This is a genomic window from Thioclava sp. GXIMD4215 (assembly GCF_045291555.1).
GTDB classification, from domain to species: domain Bacteria; phylum Pseudomonadota; class Alphaproteobacteria; order Rhodobacterales; family Rhodobacteraceae; genus Thioclava; species Thioclava litoralis.
This window is the reverse complement of record NZ_CP149515.1, coordinates 754,504-772,530: the sequence shown is the minus strand read 5'-3', so window position 1 is coordinate 772,530 and position 18,027 is coordinate 754,504. Positions and strand designations below refer to the sequence as shown.

At 58.4% G+C, this 18,027-nt stretch carries 9 protein-coding genes; 3 read left to right on the top strand and 6 right to left on the bottom strand.

Annotated features, from left to right (window positions below; translation table 11 throughout):
• The first annotated feature begins 89 nt into the window (after positions 1 to 89).
• Genes WDB86_RS03710 through WDB86_RS03700 form a run of 3 tightly spaced genes read left to right on the top strand, consistent with a single transcriptional unit; the run spans position 90 to position 6,224 of the window.
• Entirely contained in the window at positions 90 to 2,750 is a 2,661-nt protein-coding gene (locus WDB86_RS03710) for a TerB N-terminal domain-containing protein (RefSeq protein WP_406736653.1), read from the top strand.
• Positions 2,728 to 4,035: an ATP-binding protein gene (locus WDB86_RS03705; protein ID WP_406736652.1), complete on the top strand. Its 1,308-nt coding sequence runs from the start codon at positions 2,728 to 2,730 to the stop codon at positions 4,033 to 4,035. Before WDB86_RS03710 ends, WDB86_RS03705 begins: the two co-directional genes overlap by 23 nt.
• A 5-nt stretch (positions 4,036 to 4,040) precedes the next feature.
• Entirely contained in the window at positions 4,041 to 6,224 is a 2,184-nt protein-coding gene (locus WDB86_RS03700; RefSeq protein ID WP_406736651.1) for a DEAD/DEAH box helicase, read from the top strand.
• A gap of 372 nt (positions 6,225 to 6,596) precedes the next feature.
• Here the strand turns inward: WDB86_RS03700 and WDB86_RS03695 are convergent, their stop codons facing one another.
• The 6 genes from WDB86_RS03695 to WDB86_RS03670 form a co-directional block, all read right to left on the bottom strand.
• Entirely contained in the window at positions 6,597 to 8,264 is a 1,668-nt protein-coding gene (locus WDB86_RS03695; protein ID WP_406736650.1) for an ATP-binding protein, read from the bottom strand.
• Between the two features lie 8 nt (positions 8,265 to 8,272).
• Positions 8,273 to 9,487: a DUF4297 family anti-phage-associated protein gene (locus WDB86_RS03690; RefSeq protein WP_406736649.1), complete on the bottom strand. Its 1,215-nt coding sequence runs from the start codon at positions 9,485 to 9,487 to the stop codon at positions 8,273 to 8,275.
• 762 nt (positions 9,488 to 10,249) lie between these two features.
• Complete coding sequence (locus WDB86_RS03685) at positions 10,250 to 11,392, bottom strand: hypothetical protein (RefSeq protein WP_406736648.1); 1,143 nt, start codon at positions 11,390 to 11,392, stop codon at positions 10,250 to 10,252.
• Positions 11,393 to 11,815: 423 nt separating this feature from the next.
• The gene (locus WDB86_RS03680) at positions 11,816 to 13,156 is read right to left on the bottom strand and encodes an anti-phage deoxyguanosine triphosphatase (RefSeq protein WP_406736647.1); all 1,341 of its coding nucleotides are present in this window, start codon (positions 13,154 to 13,156) and stop codon (positions 11,816 to 11,818) included.
• Positions 13,157 to 13,180: 24 nt separating this feature from the next.
• Entirely contained in the window at positions 13,181 to 16,618 is a 3,438-nt protein-coding gene (locus WDB86_RS03675; protein WP_406736646.1) for an AAA family ATPase, read from the bottom strand.
• On the bottom strand, positions 16,618 to 17,853 hold the full coding sequence (locus tag WDB86_RS03670) for an exonuclease SbcCD subunit D (RefSeq protein WP_406736645.1): 1,236 nt from the start codon (positions 17,851 to 17,853) through the stop codon (positions 16,618 to 16,620). The genes WDB86_RS03675 and WDB86_RS03670 overlap by 1 nt, the downstream gene beginning before the upstream one ends.
• Between the last annotated feature and the right edge of the window lie 174 nt (positions 17,854 to 18,027).

The following is an 18,027-nucleotide window of genomic DNA, read 5'->3' as shown; positions in this document are numbered from 1 at the left end:
GACGCTGGCCGGAAAACTGTTCAGGCTCCGCTTTAATGATTGAAATGATGTTCGTGTAAAATAGTGTGACTGAAGGGGGAGGGGCGATAGTGTCTTCATTACTCAAGTTTTTCCGAATTACATTCTTTCTTTTTGTCTACTTCATCTTTTGCATGATCGTGGTGGTCACAGTCCTCCAGGGGTGGCCGGTGGGTGGCCAAATGTTGTTTGCATTTGGTGCTCCTATCATTTTGGTCTGGTGGCAAGAAAAGCGGAGATCGCGGAAAGTCGCTGCAAAAGCGCAAGCCGTGGGAAGTTCCGAAACCCGAACACTCGGACCTGAGCTGGCAGCCCAACCAAGTGCCTACGACAAACGTATCGAGCGTGAGCGCGAACGAACTCGCGAAGCCATTGCGTCCCAAGCACCGGCTGCCATTCGAGCCTACTCCCCACCTACGCAGGACAACGCCGCAATCGCCCGTGCGGGACGGTCTTCCATGCCAGACTCATTGACCGCGGCCGAACAAGCGCAGCCTTCGCAAGCGACAGAGGCGGCCACCAAGGCCTACGTTCATCCGAAGCAGGACTACGCCGCGATCGTCCGTGCCGGAAAGTCCGCGGCGCCAGCTCTAGCTGCAGCGGCTGAAAGAAAGCAACCAGCGCCAGCTACCCTGTCTTGGAGATCACCAAAAATCGGGTGGATCCGATCTGACGAAACGACGAGCGTCGCGGGCCGCAACATCGGCGGGATGGTTTACGTCGGAACCCCTCCTTCGCTGAACACCAACGGCTATCGTTCAAAGTGCCGAGGCTATATCGATCCCGCTTTGCCAGTGGCAAAGCGGGGCACGGACGTTGCTGGAAGCGGGCTGCCGTATTGGCCGAACTACTCGGAAATCTCGCCGGACTGCAGGGCGACCTATCTCGATTGGCTTGCCGGCGGTCGAAAAGATGCATGGTTTGATGCAGGATACATGTTCCTGTATTTTTACGGGTTGGAGCGTCGTTTCTTCGTCGATCAGTCCCAGGATGACGCTAAGGATATCGTCCAGGAAGTTCGAAGGTTGCAGTCGCTGTACCCCGATAGTCACTCCGTCCGGCGCTACCTGGGGGAGTTCCTCGACATCGCGACTCTTGTCGAAATCGACTTCGACGCGATCGAGCCCATTTTTGAGAAGCAGGGCTGGGAACTCCCGTTTTCACTGAAGTACGCAATCGGGGCTCGGATTTACAAGGGCGAAAACTTGACTGCCGAATGGTTGTTGAGTTGGTTCATTTGTCACCCTGAAACATATCTGAGAACTCCGGCGACGCGATGCCGGGATGAGTTCATCGCTCTTTTCCGTATCCGGTTTGACCAGCGGTTTCCTGACGGGCTCAAGGTTGCCAAACCCCGGAAAACGCTCAAGGTATCCTATAGGGCTGCTTCCAGCGAGTTTGAGGGCTCAGCAAACCCAACTGTTGAAGGAAAGCCGGTGCCGGATATTTCTGGCCTGCGTAAGCCGGTCGAGATCGCACAAGAATTGGCCGATGAGGCTATGAACGATCTCGACAAGCTCAGTCGCTTCCTGGGCCGAAACCCTGACGGTCGCGGAAGCGTGGAAGCGCATGCATTGCTGCCTTCTGAACTGTGGGATGCCTTCCCATCCGAGGAAATGGACCGCTTGAAATCTTGGGCAAGCACTATCGTCGATCGGGGGGGATTGGTGCCGCTTGAGGAGGTGATCGGACGTCTGGAGGGAGAAACGAGCGAGAAGATCGGGAAACGGCAGATGACAGGAGCGGCCGACGCGCTCGCCCGTCTCGGTTTCGGTCTGGCGCCCGACCCTCGGTTTGCGCTCCGGTCGCCCAAGGCGGAGGAGCCTGTGGTACTGTTCAGCCTGGGCGAACCGATCGAAAGACTGGAGGAAGTTTCCGACAGCTATCGAAGCGCCCTGATTGAATTGGCACTTGGGTCGTTCGTTGCTCATGCGGATGGTCGCATCGCGGAGCCTGAGCGCAAGGCGCTGGAGGATCAGGTCTCCGCCGCGGACCTAAGCGATCAGGAAGGCCGCAGGCTGCGCGCAAACCTTGAATGGTTCCTGGCCGTGCCACCGGACATGACGCTCTTGCGCCGCAAACTGAAGGAAGTGGGCCAAGACAGCCAGGCCGCTATGCGGGCAGCGTTGGTTGGTGCAGCACATGCCGATGGCATTATTCACTCCGACGAAGTTGCAAGCATCGAGAAAATCTACAAGGCTTTGGGTCTAGATCCTGCGCTTGCCTACTCAGACCTGCATGCTGGCGAAGTTGCGGATGGTCCTCGCACTGTTCGTGCCTCGAAACCGGGTCGTCCGGGCGAAGCGATACCCGATCTTGTGAAAGCCAGCGGACCCAAGCTCGACGCTTCGCGGATCGCAGCAATCCGTTCGGACACCGAGCGCGTGTCGTCCGTCCTCGGTCAGATTTTCGATGTCGAAGAGGAAGAAAGCGGTGCCTCCACGCCTGACTACGAATGCCAGGTGGCAGGGCTTGACCCGAAACACGGCGCCCTTGTCCTCGAAGTACTTACTCGCGAGCATTGGTCTGAGACCGAGTTCGAGAAGATCTGCGCCTCGCATGGTTTGATGGTATCCGGGGCTTTGGAAGTCGTGAATGAATGGGCTTTTGAGACCTACGATGAAGCGCTTCTCGACGAGTATGATGGATATGACGTGTCTCCTGAGATTGCGGAGGCGGTAAAAGAAAAGATGAGTGCGGAGGGCAGGGATGTCGAAGTTGAAACCACGTGAACGCGATGCAATCGTGCAGGCGCTTCGGGCAGGGGTCGTGCCCAAGCTCGGCCTGCGTCACATCCAAGTCGGCCGCGTCCGCGAGATTGAAGAGCTCGTCAAGGACATGGACCGGATATCCGATGGCGGATCGGCGATCCGGTTCATCATCGGAGAATACGGATCGGGAAAGACGTTCTTCATGAATCTGATCCGTCTTGTCGCGCTTGAAAAGGGGCTGGTGGTGATGTTCGCGGACCTGGCGCCCGACCGGCGCATTCACGCGACTGGTGGTCAAGCTCGAGGCCTCTATGCAGAGATGGCCCGAAACCTGTCGACACGGACAAAGCCAGATGGCGGGGCCTTGGCCAGCGTGGTGGAGCGTTTCGTCAGCCAAGCACACCGCGATGCTGAGGAACGCGATGCGCCCACGGGGTCTGTCATTCGTGAACGCCTTGGTCACTTCGAAGAGCTCACCGGGGGGTTTGAATTCGCAGAGGTGATCCGGCGATATTGGGAAGGCCATGAGACCGGCGACGACGAGTTGAAATCCGCTGCCTTGAGATGGCTGCGTGGTGAATTCGCCACACGCACCGACGCGCGCAAGGCGCTTGGAGTGCGAACGATCATCGACGATGCCAGTGTCTATGACCATCTGAAGCTGATGTCGGCATTCGTGTGTGAAGCCGGTTACAAAGGCTTGCTCGTCGGCCTCGACGAGATGGTGAACCTCTACAAGCTGACCTCGTCGCAGGCTCGCAATGCAAACTACGAACAGATCCTCCGGATCCTGAATGATGTGCTGCAGGGCAGTGCCGAGAACCTCGGATTTCTCATGGGCGGCACACCGGAATTCCTGATGAACACCCGTCGAGGGCTTTACAGCTACGAGGCCCTCCAGTCGCGTTTGGCCGAGAACACCTTCGCGCGAGACGGGTTGGTTGACCTTTCAGGACCTGTTGTCCGGCTGGCCAGCCTGACCCCTGAGGACCTCTTCGTTCTTCTGGCCAATGTCCGGCGGATCATGCAGGACGACGCCGGTGCTCTGCCAGACGATGCGCTCGAGGCCTTCATGGCGCATTGCTCGGACCGGATCGGTGAAGCTTACTTCCGCACCCCGCGCAATACGGTGACGGCCTTCGTGAACCTGCTTTCCGTGCTCGAGCAAAACCCCGGTGTCGAGTGGAGCGACCTAATCGAAAAGATCGTGGTATACGAAGACCGCGGCGAAGACATGACCGAGGTCGACGAGTCGACTGGTGCCCAAGACCCCGGTGATGATGACCTGATCAGCTTCAAGCTCTGACGCCGATGAGCAGTGCGTTCGACAAGCTGGCGAGGCCTGTGCAGAAATGGATACGCCAGCAAGGATGGCGCGAGCTTCGCGACATCCAGGCGCGATCCATCCGGACGATCTGCGAGACCGATGCCGATTTGATCGTTGCGGCTTCCACGGCGGGCGGAAAGACCGAGGCGGCGTTCCTGCCGTTGATTTCACAGGTGCTTGACGAGCCGTTCGGCGGGATCGGCTTCGACCTGCTTTATATCGGTCCGCTGAAAGCCTTGATCACGGACCAGGCCATGCGGCTGGAGGGCATCTGCCAGGAATCAGAGCTGCCGGTTGTTCCATGGCACGGGGATGTTTCTCAATCGATCAAGACGCGCGCGCTGAAATCTCCAAAAGGGATCCTGCTGATAACTCCAGAGTCCCTTGAGGCACTGTTCATTCGTCGCGGTTTGGAAATTAGCCGCCTGTTTGGGGCCACGCGCGCGGTCGTTATCGATGAGTTGCACACGGTTCTAGATAGCGAACGCGGTGTCCAGCTCCGTTCGTTGCTCACAAGGCTCGAGCTCACGATAAAGCGCCCACTCCGTCGGATAGGTCTGTCAGCTACGCTGGGCGACATGGACCTCGCCAAGGCCTATCTTCGCCCTGACGCTGCAAACGCTGTCCAGCTCATAGAAGCAGATGGCGGCGAGGCTGAATTGAGGCTCCAGCTTCGCGGCTACGTATCAGGCGATGAGGATGAAAACAGCCCATCCGCAACGGATGCCATCGCAGCCCATCTGTTCAAGCACCTTCGAGGCAGCGACAACCTCGTCTTCGCTGGGGCGAGGCAACGAGTCGAGATCTATGCAGATCGGCTGCGGGAACTCTGCGAGAGGGAACATCTGCCGCAGGAATTCTATCCTCACCACGCTAGCCTCTCCCGCGAACACCGAGACTTCGTGGAACGCCGCTTAAAGGACGCCGCAAAGCCGACAACTGCCGTCTGCACGTCGACGCTCGAGCTTGGAATCGACATCGGTGATGTGACCTGCGTGGCCCAAATCGGCGCGCCATTCAGCGTCGCCGCGTTGCGACAACGTCTCGGCCGGTCCGGCCGACGCGAGGGACAACCAGCCGTCTTGCGGCAGTATGCCGTCGAGACTCAGTTGACGCCAGAAAGCAGCTTCGTTGATCGTCTTCGCCTTGGTTTGATCCGGTCTATCGCGATGATAGACCTGTTACTTGAGGGGTGGTGCGAACCGCCAAGACCGCAGGCGCTTCATCTTTCGACGCTCGTCCATCAGATACTGTCTGTCATTGCACAACGCGGAGGTGCTTCTGCCAGTGTGGTCTACAGAATCCTGTGTCGCGAGGGCCCCTTCCGCAAGGTCACAACCGAAGTTTTCGCGGATGTGTTGCGTTCGATCGGTCATACCGAAACCGGTTTGATCGAACAGTCCGGAAGCGGACTGCTACTCTTGGGACCTGCAGGCGAAAAGCTGGTCGAACACTACAGCTTCTACGCAGTGTTTCAGACGCCTGAGGAATTCCGCTTGGTCGCAGACGGGAGGGATCTTGGCACCCTGCCGATTGACAATGTTCTTGCCCCAGGGATGCTTCTGATTTTCTCTGGGCGGCGGTGGGTGGTTCAGGAAATCCATGACCGCGAGAAGGTGATCGTGGTCAAACCCGCGAAGGCGGGCGTGCCTCCTGTCTTTGGCGGTGATCCTGGTGACATTCATGACAAGGTGATTGATCGAATGTTCGCAGTGCTCGAAGGAGGCACCCAACCGGCATACATGGACGCGGTTTCTCTAAAGATGCTAGACGAAGCGCGTGCACATTATGACCAACTTGGGTTTCGAGCCACAAATATCCAGGCTCTCAGCGAGCGTACATCGATCATCGCAACGCGAGTGGGGACGGTTAAGACGTCAACCCTGGCGCTCGCACTTAGAAGTGAGGGATTTTCAGTCGAGCAGCATGACGGGTTTCTGCTGGTGGAGGTCGGCGATGAAACACCTGATCTTCGAGCACTCCTGGCCGATATTCGATCCGGCGAACCTGTCGATTTGTTCGCGGGAGCAGGAAACCTGATGTCGGAGAAGTTTCATCCATATCTGTCTAGCGCGCTTCTAGTTCTGGACGCGGAATCCTCAAGGTTGTCGGTGCAGGCGCTTCCGGATGTGGTCGCAGCTATTGTTCGAAAAGGATCCTTAAATTGAACGCTACGTCCGCCCCACATCTGCTGTCTTCACTAGTAAGGCCCTATCTGCCCCAAGGATTTGACGCAAAGGGCGGACAGCTGCCGTTCGCTGCGACCTGAACGAACGGCGGCTCTGGTGCTGAAGCGGATATGCAGTTCGGGCGGCTCCGCTGCCACAGCGACCGACAGTCCCGGACCTAACCGCCGATTGATCTCCTCATGAGCAACGTCCGCTTTGCGCCCAATCTCAGTCCTTCTAGCGTCCGGTGCTCTTCTCCTAAGACCTGTCGCCTAAGGCCGATGTCAGGCGCGTTCCAACATCACTGGCCAAGCTGCAAAATAGTTCGCAGAACGGTCGACAATGACTTTCCGGCTGCTCCCCATCGCCTGACTAGCGGCGCAACCACTCGTCGCGGATCTTGTCGATCGCAAGATCCTTCCACTCTTGCTGCCAGAGGTCCCAGTAAGGAATATCAGTCGATGCTGGAGCCACCGTGCATTTCTCGATTTGGACTACAGACGGTAGGGCGACAGCCTCTCCGACGAGCAGCGCTTCGCCCTGCTTAAACCCGGGCATCTTGTCGATAAGCGTTCCCAGCGAGTCTGGCAGCAACTTGCGAACGTAGCCTTGGTCGACCGGATTGGTCAGGCGCATTGCGATGAAATTGTTGCATTGTGAAAAGATCGTCTCCGAAATCTCTGAGGGCCTCTGACTCGCTAGGAGCAGGGTGACACCATATTTACGACCCTCCTTGGCAATGCGCTCGATCGACATTTTCGACGCTCGGAACTTTGAAAGTTCGCTAGTCGGCACGTATTTGTGCGCTTCCTCGTAAACAAGGAGGATCGGTGCATCGTTGTTGATCTCTTCCTTCGGATTGGCGGCACAACGCAGCCGCTTATAGAAATAGCCATGCTCGAAAATCAGCCGCGAAATCAGGGAGACCGTGATGCTCAGGACCTCGAACGGGACGCCGCTCAGATCGATGACCGTAACGTTGTTATGCTTGTCAGCGCTATAGCCGAGAATGGATCGGAGCGTTTCCTCAAAAGAGATCGATTTAGATTTCTCGCCAAGGAAGAAGTCGAGGCGCCGATCATTAATCTTGTTCTCGAGACGATTCACAAAGTTGGTCAGCCGCCCATGAAGGCTACCCTGCGTGAGTTTCGGTTGTCCGGCCTTCGCCTTGTTACTAGCAGCATACACCTCGCCGGTGTCGACCATCTCGGTGTTGAGATGGTTGGCATGATCCAAAACGTAGCGAATGTCGAACGGGAGCGGGGTGTCCAGATGGATCCGGTTCCTTTCGTCGTCATTTCCCGTAAACTCAGCCTTACGGCTTTGGATCACGGCATCCTTGAACACGTTGCGCTGATTGTGGTCATTCGCCTCGGTGTCGAGAAAGAACTCTTCCAACTCCTCGCCGCTCAGCATCCAGTAGGGGAGAACCAAGCTGGTGCTGTCGATGAAGTTCGCCTCCGGAAAAGCCGCACGATATTCCGAATGGATATCGAATATGATCACGTGAGAGTTGTTGAGCGTATAGTCGCCCTTGGCGCCAACCGCCTTCTGAATGATCTTCGCGACGGTGTGCGACTTGCCAGAGCCCGTAGAACCGACCACTGCGATATGCTTGTTGAAGAATTTATTCCCGTCGACAGGAACCTCGACCTCATTGTTCGTCGCGAGGTTCGAAAAGCAGAAGCGATCCTTCACGGCTAGCGAACTTCCATAAATCAGTCGGATGTCGTCGATCGTCGCCGGTTGGACTGTCTTTGGTGGGATGGCGAGGGCGTCGCCCCCGCGCTCAAACTTCTGATCGCGCAGAACGCCGAGCGGGAAGGCCTCGATCACGTAGTCTTGGCTGCCGTCATCGCGCGCCTGAATCTGGAAATTCTCAATGATAGCGACCAGAACCGCGTTCTCATTGTCGGCGATCTTCAAGTAAGATCCGACGCGGAGAGACTCTTCAGCGATTCTGAAATTCTCGAGGTCATCGACAACAATCTTGACCTTGTTTGGAAAGACCGCGACTACTTCCGCTTTTACATCACTCATGTCATCTCCTAAATTATCTTATTGATATCTTCGTATTTTGGAACCTGGAACCGGGTATGGTTGATGGCGACATCACCAAAGTCTTCAACCGGCTCACTGCTATAGAATTCGTATATCTCGCGTGAGCGACGGAATGACAGAAAGGTCTGCCGCGCCTCTGTTAGATTGCAGAATAGCCTCAGTGCCGGGCCGGCAACGGACGCGCGGCGGGAGATAGACCCGGCGTCGAACTGGGCCCCCTTGAAATCGTAGCCATCGACGAAGCGAACGTCTTCGTTGTGTAGCTCCTGTTTTAGACCGACAAGTTCGCTTTCGCCGATACCGACGAGCAGAACGTAAGGCGAGAAGGGCTTCGCGTCGCGCTTGGACAGCTTGGAATATTTCCGGGATATGGTCTTCAGAAGCATTTTAACCGTGCTTCGGCTATAGCTTCTACCAGCCAGATGGATGATGAAAAGCCGTTCCACAGGGGAGACGTTGACACCACTTGCGAAGAACTCTTTGCGCAACTCAAGATAGTATTTATCCATACCGAGCTTAGCGATAAACCACTCATCAAAGAGATACGATGATGTGTCTATTCGCTTTACAAAGGCTTTTCTTGTTATGACCCGCCGAGCCTCCTCCGATTCGGTGGCCAGTTCTTTGATAACCCGCAGGGCGCTGTTATAATAAAAGAACTCAGCCACGAACAGCGAGCACTCAAATTCTTCTGCCAGACTCTCGATGATACTCCGAAACTGATCGTCGAATTTCGCCGCGTTCACGTCGATGGATAGAAGTTTCAAGAAGCCTTCAAGCTCGGCGTCACTGACACCCAGCTCTTCATGCTTTCTGATCGTTTTCCCCTTCGATGTAGTGGTGAGAAAATTCGACTTGAGGAATCCGATATCGAAAGGGAGCGCGAGCTTGTTCTGCCCAGACGCAAAATGCCCGCTAAGCTGATACTGGATCTCTGGCCGACCGGCGGTGAGGCCCGATTTGTAGTGTTCGAGCATGAAAAGGATCGCGGGCTTGATAACAGAATGGTTGTACTCGGATTTCTCATAATATTTACACTGGACGGCGGTTGTTTCCGTGGCCGTTTGGACGTCAATGTCCTCGATGCATTCGATCGCCACAGAGTCATTATCTCCGGTTAGCGCGAGGATGCTGAGTATAGAGCGGTCGAACTGATAGAAATAGCCAGTAATCGTGGAAACCGCGCTCCGATCGGTCATCATTACCCCCTGTGGAGATCCGCGGCGCGGACGTCACGTCTGCCCTTGTTCGCCATAGAAATACTCATTTTCGATCATTCCTTCTTTTCTACGCTCGCATATCGGAGATTGATGACATCATGGTCGCAACACGATCCGATTTCCAGCGGCATGTCTGAAAGTGCGCCTCGGCAGGTTGGCCAGGGAGCGGAAATCCATGGTCACTGATGTAAGCGACTGGCTCTGGTGATCAGATGTCGGGAATGACGGCCATCTCAATCGGGGGACCGCCAAGCGAACAGACAGAAGACGACCCCAAAACGGTCGTTGGTCGGTGCTACCGCGAAAGGCAATTCCCCGCCCTCGGTGTCAGCGCTCGGTCGCATGCAGCGCTTAACACGAATGTCTTGAGCGGGGCTGAGACCGGTCATCCGTTGCTCCTGGCTCGAATGTCTCTTGAGGGCCGAGGCTGCATGGAAGCTCTTATTTCCCGAATTCGTGAAGAATGGTTTCCTTGCTGGCCTGCCTGTGGCGGCCCGCATTGGAGCAAACTTACACAGGTGCGCCTGTCCAAGAATATCATTCCGGGGCAGGCAATGTTCGATCGAGTTTCCACACAGCCTCGGCCGAGAGCGAACATCCCGAGTTGGTCGACCGCGATGATGAGATCCAGTTCTGAGGAACGGGTCTCCCCTCAGACCCAGCGGAGAAACCCGCCAGACTGAAGGCGTTTCGCGCCTGCCGGTGCCCGGCGAGTTGGTTGTCGAAGCCGCGCAGGCTAAGGAGCTATCGGTTTCCACCCCTTTCTTCCACGATGCCTTTACTGCGGTAGGCATCAAGCATCATGCGCGTATATTCGGCCGTGCTCCGGGTCAGAGTGCCCAAACCTGGCCATGCGAACAACGGATCCGACCAAGTAACTTCCAACTCAATTTCGATCCCAAGCAGTGCGGCCACTTTGATCGCAGCGGTCGGCTCTTTGTCCTCGGGCCAGTAGTGATCCTCGAGGGAAACAATCACCTCGAGATCGTCATCAACCCAGATCTCGGCCAGACTCGCTCCCATTCGCTCGCTGGCACTCGCGGCATCCTCGAACAGGGCTGATCGGATCAGATGGGTCACCTGGTTCTTGTTGAGATCAAGCCTAGGCCGCGGATCAACAACTGACACGATGGGTTCAATCTCTTGCTCTTCGGCGCGGGATTGGACTGGCGCTGGCTTTTCATCGTTCCGTCCCAGCCAGAAGGCTTCTGGAAAGATGTTGATCGGTGAAGCGCCGCAGCCGGGGCAGTGCCATTGGTTTCCAGCGATCTGTGGACCGGTGATCTCTGCGTCGCAGTGAAGGCAGTACCAGAGGTTTGATTTCTCCATCTCCAAGAACGGATGGCGGACCGTTCCCTCTGCATCCGGTTTTGTGGCGCGCCGTGGCCAATCAGAAAATCGTCGTGCCTTGACGCTCTTCATCAACTCCTTGGCAATTCCGATCGCCTCTGCAAGCAGCACTCGATCATTTATCGGGCTGTTCTGGGCGTGGCTGATGTCGATCTCGACATTAGGGGCCGCCGAGGGGTTTTCTGGCAGCACTATTCGCCAGCCCTCACCTTCCATATAAACGTCGCCGAGCATTGTCTTCAACTCGTATGGATGCCCCCTTACATCTCCCCGAGTAATTGCATTGGGCCCTCCGAATACATGGTCAAAGGCCGCGCCTTCGTAGGAAGTAATGCGTTCCACAAACGCCTTGATTGAGGCGACTTGTGCTTCGGATGGGGTCCACTCTCTATTGGCGCTTCCTGTCAATGCGTTCCAATGAGGAAAGCCCAAACGATTGGCAACAAAGTCGAGTGCCACATGTTGCGGTTGCCCCATCGCTCTGGCGCAACGCTTTGCCAAGAGCTTCAATGTTTTAAGCTTGTCGTTCTCTGTCATGATCCATGTCCAAGCTGGATCCGACTAGGTGCCCGCTGCTAATCAGACCCGCCGATGGCATGAAGTCTGCTGTTCGAAGTCAAGGTCGCTGCAAAGCTTCGCATGGCGGGCACACCGGCCTGCGAGAAAGGCCGAGATCAACATCTGCCATTTTCGAGCGCAGGTCAACACCGATGAATTACAGGCGTGGGCGTCCAACAACTAAGCATCGTTTGCCAGAAAGAGTACCAGTTTGACCGGTTTCATGGCGACGGGTTGAGGCCTGGGAGAGTGGTTCCCGGCGCCTGTCGCGGGAGATACCCAGATGATGTCCCGGCAACTTGTGTAGCTCCCCGCGGGCCTCGCGCTTTTAAGCAGGCCATTGCGCTTGAACTTCGACGCGGCCGCTAGAGCGGTTGAGCATCGCCCTAGGGACAGTGCTCACTAAAGCTTGTCGAACACTGAGCCCATCCTCGGCTCGAACAGCCTTTCATAGGTCTTGAGCAGATAGGTGTCTGTCATACCGGCCACGAAATCGCTGATGTGCCGGAGGTCGCCATCTGCTGCGTCGAATTTCGCTTGCGCATCGCGCGGGAGCAAACGTTCTGGATCTGATTGCATGGCTTCAAAGACCGAGACAACCATGGATTGCCCCTTGAATTCGAGATGTTGCACGCCCGGACTGCGAATAACCACCTGCATCACGAGCTCTTTTAGGGCCTTGAGGAAGCGGGCCTGACCTTCTGGAATCTCGACGCGCCAGCGGAGCAAGGGGTCTTGGAATTCGGGACATTCGATGAAACGGACGGGTGTAATCAGATGATTGACCCACCGGCTGATCCAGCGCTTGCGCGTGTTGCTGTCGCCAAACAGCCCGTCGACCATGGCCTCGTATGGGGCGTTGCTCTCGGTGGGGCCCTTCAGCCGCCTTTCTTCGACAAAGATCTTGCAGGATTCCTCGGGAACGAGGTCGCGGAACTGGCGCTCTGTGACGAGCCGAAGTGCAATGGCATCCTCCAAATCATGGACCCCGTAGGCGATATCGTCCGCGAGATCCATGATGCTGCAATCGAGAGACTTGTGGAGAGTGCGGGCATGCTTGCCTTCGCGCTTTTCGATCGACGTGAAGGCATCCCGATCGGCATTGCCGAGCGGCTCGAGAATCCAGTCGACGACGTCGGTTTCGCTGTCGAGATATCCCTTTGGCGGAGTCGAGGCTTTCAAGTCGATGGTTTGCAGAACCGAAGGGCCCGCCTGCAACCGCGGGCGCAATTCGGGGTTGCGCAACCTTGAGAGTGCAACAGGGTATTTCAAGACGCCAAGCATGGAACGACGTGACAGGTTGGCCCCCGCAGCGGCAGAGAAGTTTTCGAGCCGTGCCAGGAGACGCAGGGTCTGGCCGTTGCCCTCGAACCCTTCCGCATCGCGCATGCAGTAGTTCAGTGCGACTTCACCGCCATGGCCGAATGGTGGGTGGCCCAGGTCGTGGGAGCAGGCGATCGCATGGATTTGGCTGCGGTCCGGGAGACTTGCCGTTGCCGAGTGATCGGGGAAACTGCGCGCGAGCTGGACTGCGAGCCCTCCCGCGATCTGAGCAACTTCCAAGGAATGCGTCAAGCGCGTGCGATAGAAGTCACTGTCGCCGAGATTCAGGATCTGGGTCTTGCCCTGCAATCTTCTGAATGATGCCGAATGGATCACCCGGCCATAGTCGACATCCCCGATATTCCGGGCGTCTTCCTTCTGCGGGTTCCAGGCCTCTCGGCGAGCATTCCAAGTACTCAAATCAACTCTCCTCGGCGCGATGTCTTAAAGTTCATGAATGACCGGAGGCGTTACGCAAACGCTCTTTGCGATCTCGACCACGTGGCGGTGGTGGGTCAGGTAGATCGCTTGGCCGCGCGCGCCGATGGCTTCCATGACGCGGCAGGCGGCGCTGGTGCGCGCCTCGTCGAAGGTTTCGAAGATGTCGTCGCAAAAGAACGGAAGCCTCGTGCCCTGCGCGACAAGTTGTTCGTGGGCCGCTGCCCGCAGAGCTAAGTATAGCTGAAAGCGCGTGCCCTTGGACATTTCGGCCGCACGCTTGCTGACCCCATTGCCATCGACGGCGAGCAAAATCTCGGACTCCTTGTCGATCTGGGTACTCAGCGTCGGATAGGCGCCTTGCGTGAGACTGGCGAAGCAGTCTTCCGTGGCCGTCAACATGCCGCTGCGATGGCTGTCGCGATAGCGCCGGATGGCGTCGGAGGCGAGGTGATGGCCCAGGGAAAGTTCGAGATGCTCCAAGGCAGCCTCTTCGAGCTGCAGTTCCAGCGTCGCTTTCTGCTCGACCAATTCCGCAACCGTGTCGTCTCCCTTCACCTCGGCTAGGGCATATTCGGCGGCTGTGCGGTTTTGAATGGCGAGGGTCAGCTCTTCCTCGGCATGGGCAAGATCGGATCGGTTGCTGTCGAGTTCGCCCTCCAATGCGGCAACTGAGGTCTCTGCAAGCTGGGCGCGGGCTGTCTCGATGTCGGTCGTGCCCAGTTCGGCCAGGACCTGGCGGGTGATTTTCGCCAGCGCGGCGCGGTTGTCGATTGCTTTCTGCGTGCGAATTGCGGCCTCGCGCAGGGCGCCGATATCGCCCGGGGTGGTCGTATCGGGGAAAAGCATGGCGATGGTCGCGACCTCTTGGTCGATGGCGTTTTGCCGATCCTTGTGTTCGACAAGCTCGGCCTCGGCCGTCTCGATCGCGGAGTCGAGTTTTCGGCCCGTCTCAGTGGCCGAGCGCGCTTTTTCCGCCAAGGTTTTGAGGGCGGCGAATGTCTTTGCCGCCATTGCGTGAGGCTCCTGCCCATGGGCGCGTGCCAAGCTATCGATCTCCTGGGCGAACTGCTTTTGGTCCGCCTGCATGGTTGTGATCCGCCGCCCGGCCGCGGCCCGTGTGTTTTCGTGTTCGCGCAAAGCGCGCAGGGGCTCCAGCGATGCCTCCAGCCGTTCGGGGGGCAATGCCGCTCCGAGGAGGTCGTGGACCAGTGCGCGCCAAGTCTTCTTCGTATCCTCCCTTGCCTTAAACGCTTTTGCGTAACGCTCTTCGCGCCGGGCAAGATCCCGCTGCGCCTGTCGCAGGGTTGCCTCGGCCGTTGTATGGGCGTCGGTTTGCTTGCGGTCGTCCTCGGCCTGACGCCGGGCCGCCGCCAGGGCGCCGGTCAGGTCTGCCTGGGGAAAGGGCAGGGTCCGGGCCAGCTCGGCCAGCAGGGCCTCGGCGCGTTGGAGGGTGGATTGATTGGCCTCTTCCGTGTCGCGCAGGGCCTGGGCATCTTCGCTGGCCGCGTCGTGACTTAGGCTCCAGTCCAACCATTCGGCGGGTGTGATGCTGTCTGGAAGGCCGACCTGAGCTGCCGCTGCGCTGACAGCTGCCTCGATAGTGCTGCGGTCTTCGCGAAGGGTTTGTAGCCGTTTGTCGGCCTGAACCGCACGGGCGCGCGCCTGGGCTTCGGCCTGGCCGATTTCGCGGAGCTGTGCCAGTTCGCGGGACTGCGCCAATCGCGCTTGGGCAGCGAAATCATGCCCTTGCATCGCCTCGTGGAAGTCGGCGGCGGTCTGTCTGTCCAAGGCGGCAAGATGCTCCGCCCAGCGTGCATCGCGCCGCGCGCGCAGATCCTCAGCATCGGCATCCGAGATGAGCTTCGCGTCTCGGGCCAGTGATTTGGCCTGAGCCCCGCGGGCCTCCGCATCCTCCAGATGCTCGTCGCGCTTCTCTGTCGTCATGCGCAGGTCGTGAAGCAAGTCCTGGTGGCGCTCGGCCCAACTGGTTGCTTGGTGGCGGGAGGTCGGGCAGGCAGGCAGATGATCGAAAGTGACGCCTGCGAATGAGAGCGCAGCCAGGGAGCGCCGCGCCTTGATCTTCATATCCCCGATTGCCTGTTGCGCTGCGGCGTAGGCAGGGGCGAGGGTCTCCGCATCGAAGCGCAGCAGAATATCTGCTACCTGTGGGCGTTCCTCATCCGCGGGCGCGCCATCCTGCATGGCTTCGGTCGCGGCGATCACCCGCTCTTTCAATTCGGCGGTTTCGCGCGCCTCGATCTTTTCTTGGGAAATCGCCTCGCGCAAAGCTTCCCTGGCGCTCTCCAGAGACGCAATATCGGCGCCCGACAGGACCAGCCCTTGCAGATCGACGTCCGGCGAGGTGACCCCAAGATCCCATGCAGCCTGCTGCATCGATGCCTCCGCGGCCTGCCGTTCGTCCTCGCGCCTGTCAAGGTCGAGCTTTGCGGTTCGATCCCGCGCGGCGAGATCCTCCAGCGCTGCCAGCGCGGTCGAAAGCTCAAGACGCTTCGGATCCAAGGCGACGGCGTCGCGAGTTTCCCTGAGGCTCGCGATCTCTTCGGTCAGGCGTGCGATATTCTGTGTGGTCAGCCCACGGTCTCTGTTTAGCTCGATCAGCCGTTCCGGATCGAAATCCAGATGATCGGGATAACTCGCGAAAGGGGCAATCGCCTGTTCCAGGTCCCGGATCTCGCCCATCAGGGGCAGGGCACGCCGCTGCGCCTCCATGCGCGCCTTCGTCAGATTCAGCGCATCCCGCGTCTTGCGCCCCTCCCGCTCGGCTTCTTTTGCCTTGCGCAAATCTTTCTTGAGGGCCTTCCAGGCGCTGGCGGTCACGTCGCGGTCCTTGATCTCCTTTTCCACATTGGCCAAGGCGCGTTTCAACTCGGCCATGCGGGTGGTGCGTCCGCGTTTTTTCCAGAGCGCGTCGGCCCGCTCGCGGACGTGATCCAGAACGGTGCTCAGGTCGGCCACGCCCGCTGCAGCGGAAAAGAGCAGGCGCCCGATATCCCCTTCGGCATTTGCGATCTCTTCGCCGCCGCGTTCGATCGTCTCGTCGTCAAGGCAGAGCAGGCGGCGGTAATCCTCTTCGGACAATCCCGCGAGATGGGCGGAGAGGGCAGCCTCGGGCAGCGCGGTGCCGGTCGCGTCGACCAGCGATCCGCTGCGCGTCGGCAGCCGCGTGAAATCACGTAAGACACCGTCGATATCCAGCCTGGCCGAGACTTGGAGGTTGTTGCGCGGATGCTTGAACGCATAGCCCTCGCGCAGCGGGAAGCCGTAGAATAGCCGTAGGACGGCTTCCATCGTGGTGGTTTTTCCGGCTTCGTTCGGGCCATAGATGATGTGGAAATCATGGCCATCGGAGGCCGAGCCAAAGTCGAAGTGCCGGTCGGTGAAATGGCCGAAACGATCAAGGGAGAGGCGCTGGAGCCGCATCAGTGTCCGGCCCCCTTCATCTGGGCCAGGACGACGTCGGCGCCGGACTTGGTCAATTTATCCACCATCGCATCGCGCGCGGCCTCATCCGGCAGCAAGCGGTCGCGCAGGGTAACGGGCAGTTCCTGCAGGACGGTCTCGACCTCGTCGCGGGCGAGGGCGGCAAAGCCGGGCTCGCCGCGGATCGTTGCCATGATCGTCGCCAGTTCGTCGGCGGCGCCGCTTGCGCCTTCGGTTGCGTCCGGCGGCGGCAGGTCGAACAGGAGCTTGTCGATCCAGAGATCCCCGGTGGCCTGGGCAAGCTCGTTCACCTGTTCGATCCAGACATCGCGATCCCGTAGGATTTGCCAGTGGCGCTTTGGCGTTCCGGTCAAGATCAGTCGGATCACGCCGATCGGCGCCGCGATCTGGTTGCGCAGCGCATTCAGGTGGGACTTCAGCAGCGCGCGCAGGGCCTCGTCGCTCTCGGTTTCTGTTACATCCAGTTCGCTTTGGGCGAATTCAACGACGGAACTGGGCACTTCGCTAATGTCGATCCGGCCCTGATCGATGGTCAGCAGCGTTGCGGATTTTGGGCCGGCCTCGCCTATATCGCGCCCCTGTGGGGTGCCGGGCATTACAATCCAGGGAGCGGTCGAATGGACCTGCCGTTTGTGGATATGGCCGAGCGCCCAATAATCGAACCCCATGCCGGCCAGATCGGCGAGGCTGCAGGGGGCATAGATATCATGGCCCACCGCACCGCCCAGCGAGCTGTGCAGCATGGCGATATTTACCGCGCCCGGAACCGGCGGCTTGAAGCGCGGCAGAAGGCTGTCGGGCGCGTGACGGTCCACGAAGCTGACACCGTGGATCACGATGTCGTCTGTCAGCGGTTCCATGCCGCCGCGTGCATCGAAAGCGTGAAGGTGGGCAGGCAGATCGAGCGTTCCGGTGATCGGGTTCTCGGCATCATGATTGCCTTTGATGTAGAAAACTCTGATCCCCGCATCGCCAAGGCGGTCGAGTTCGGCCATCAGGAAGGCGCCCGTTCTTGCGCTGCGCTCTTTTCCATCGAACAGATCGCCGGAAATCAGGACTGCGGAGAGCTGTTCGGAGATGGCGAAATCGACCAGTCTGCGGAAAGCGGACCGGGAGGCTGCCGCAACCGCGTCGCGAAGGTCCGAGTTGCGCAAGGCCAGTGACCTGAGGGGAGAGTCCAAATGGACGTCAGCAGTGTGAAGAATTTTAATCAAGATCGAACCCCTGACATTGATCACGTGAGCCTAGCGCTTGCGTATTGAACAGGAAGGGGAATTTCATTGGGCTCCGGGCGCGAGAGGTTGCTCGATAGTGATGTTTATGCGACACGTTTCTTCCTGCGGGCCCCCCTGCCATCCTCCATCGAAATTATGCGACAATGGCCTATG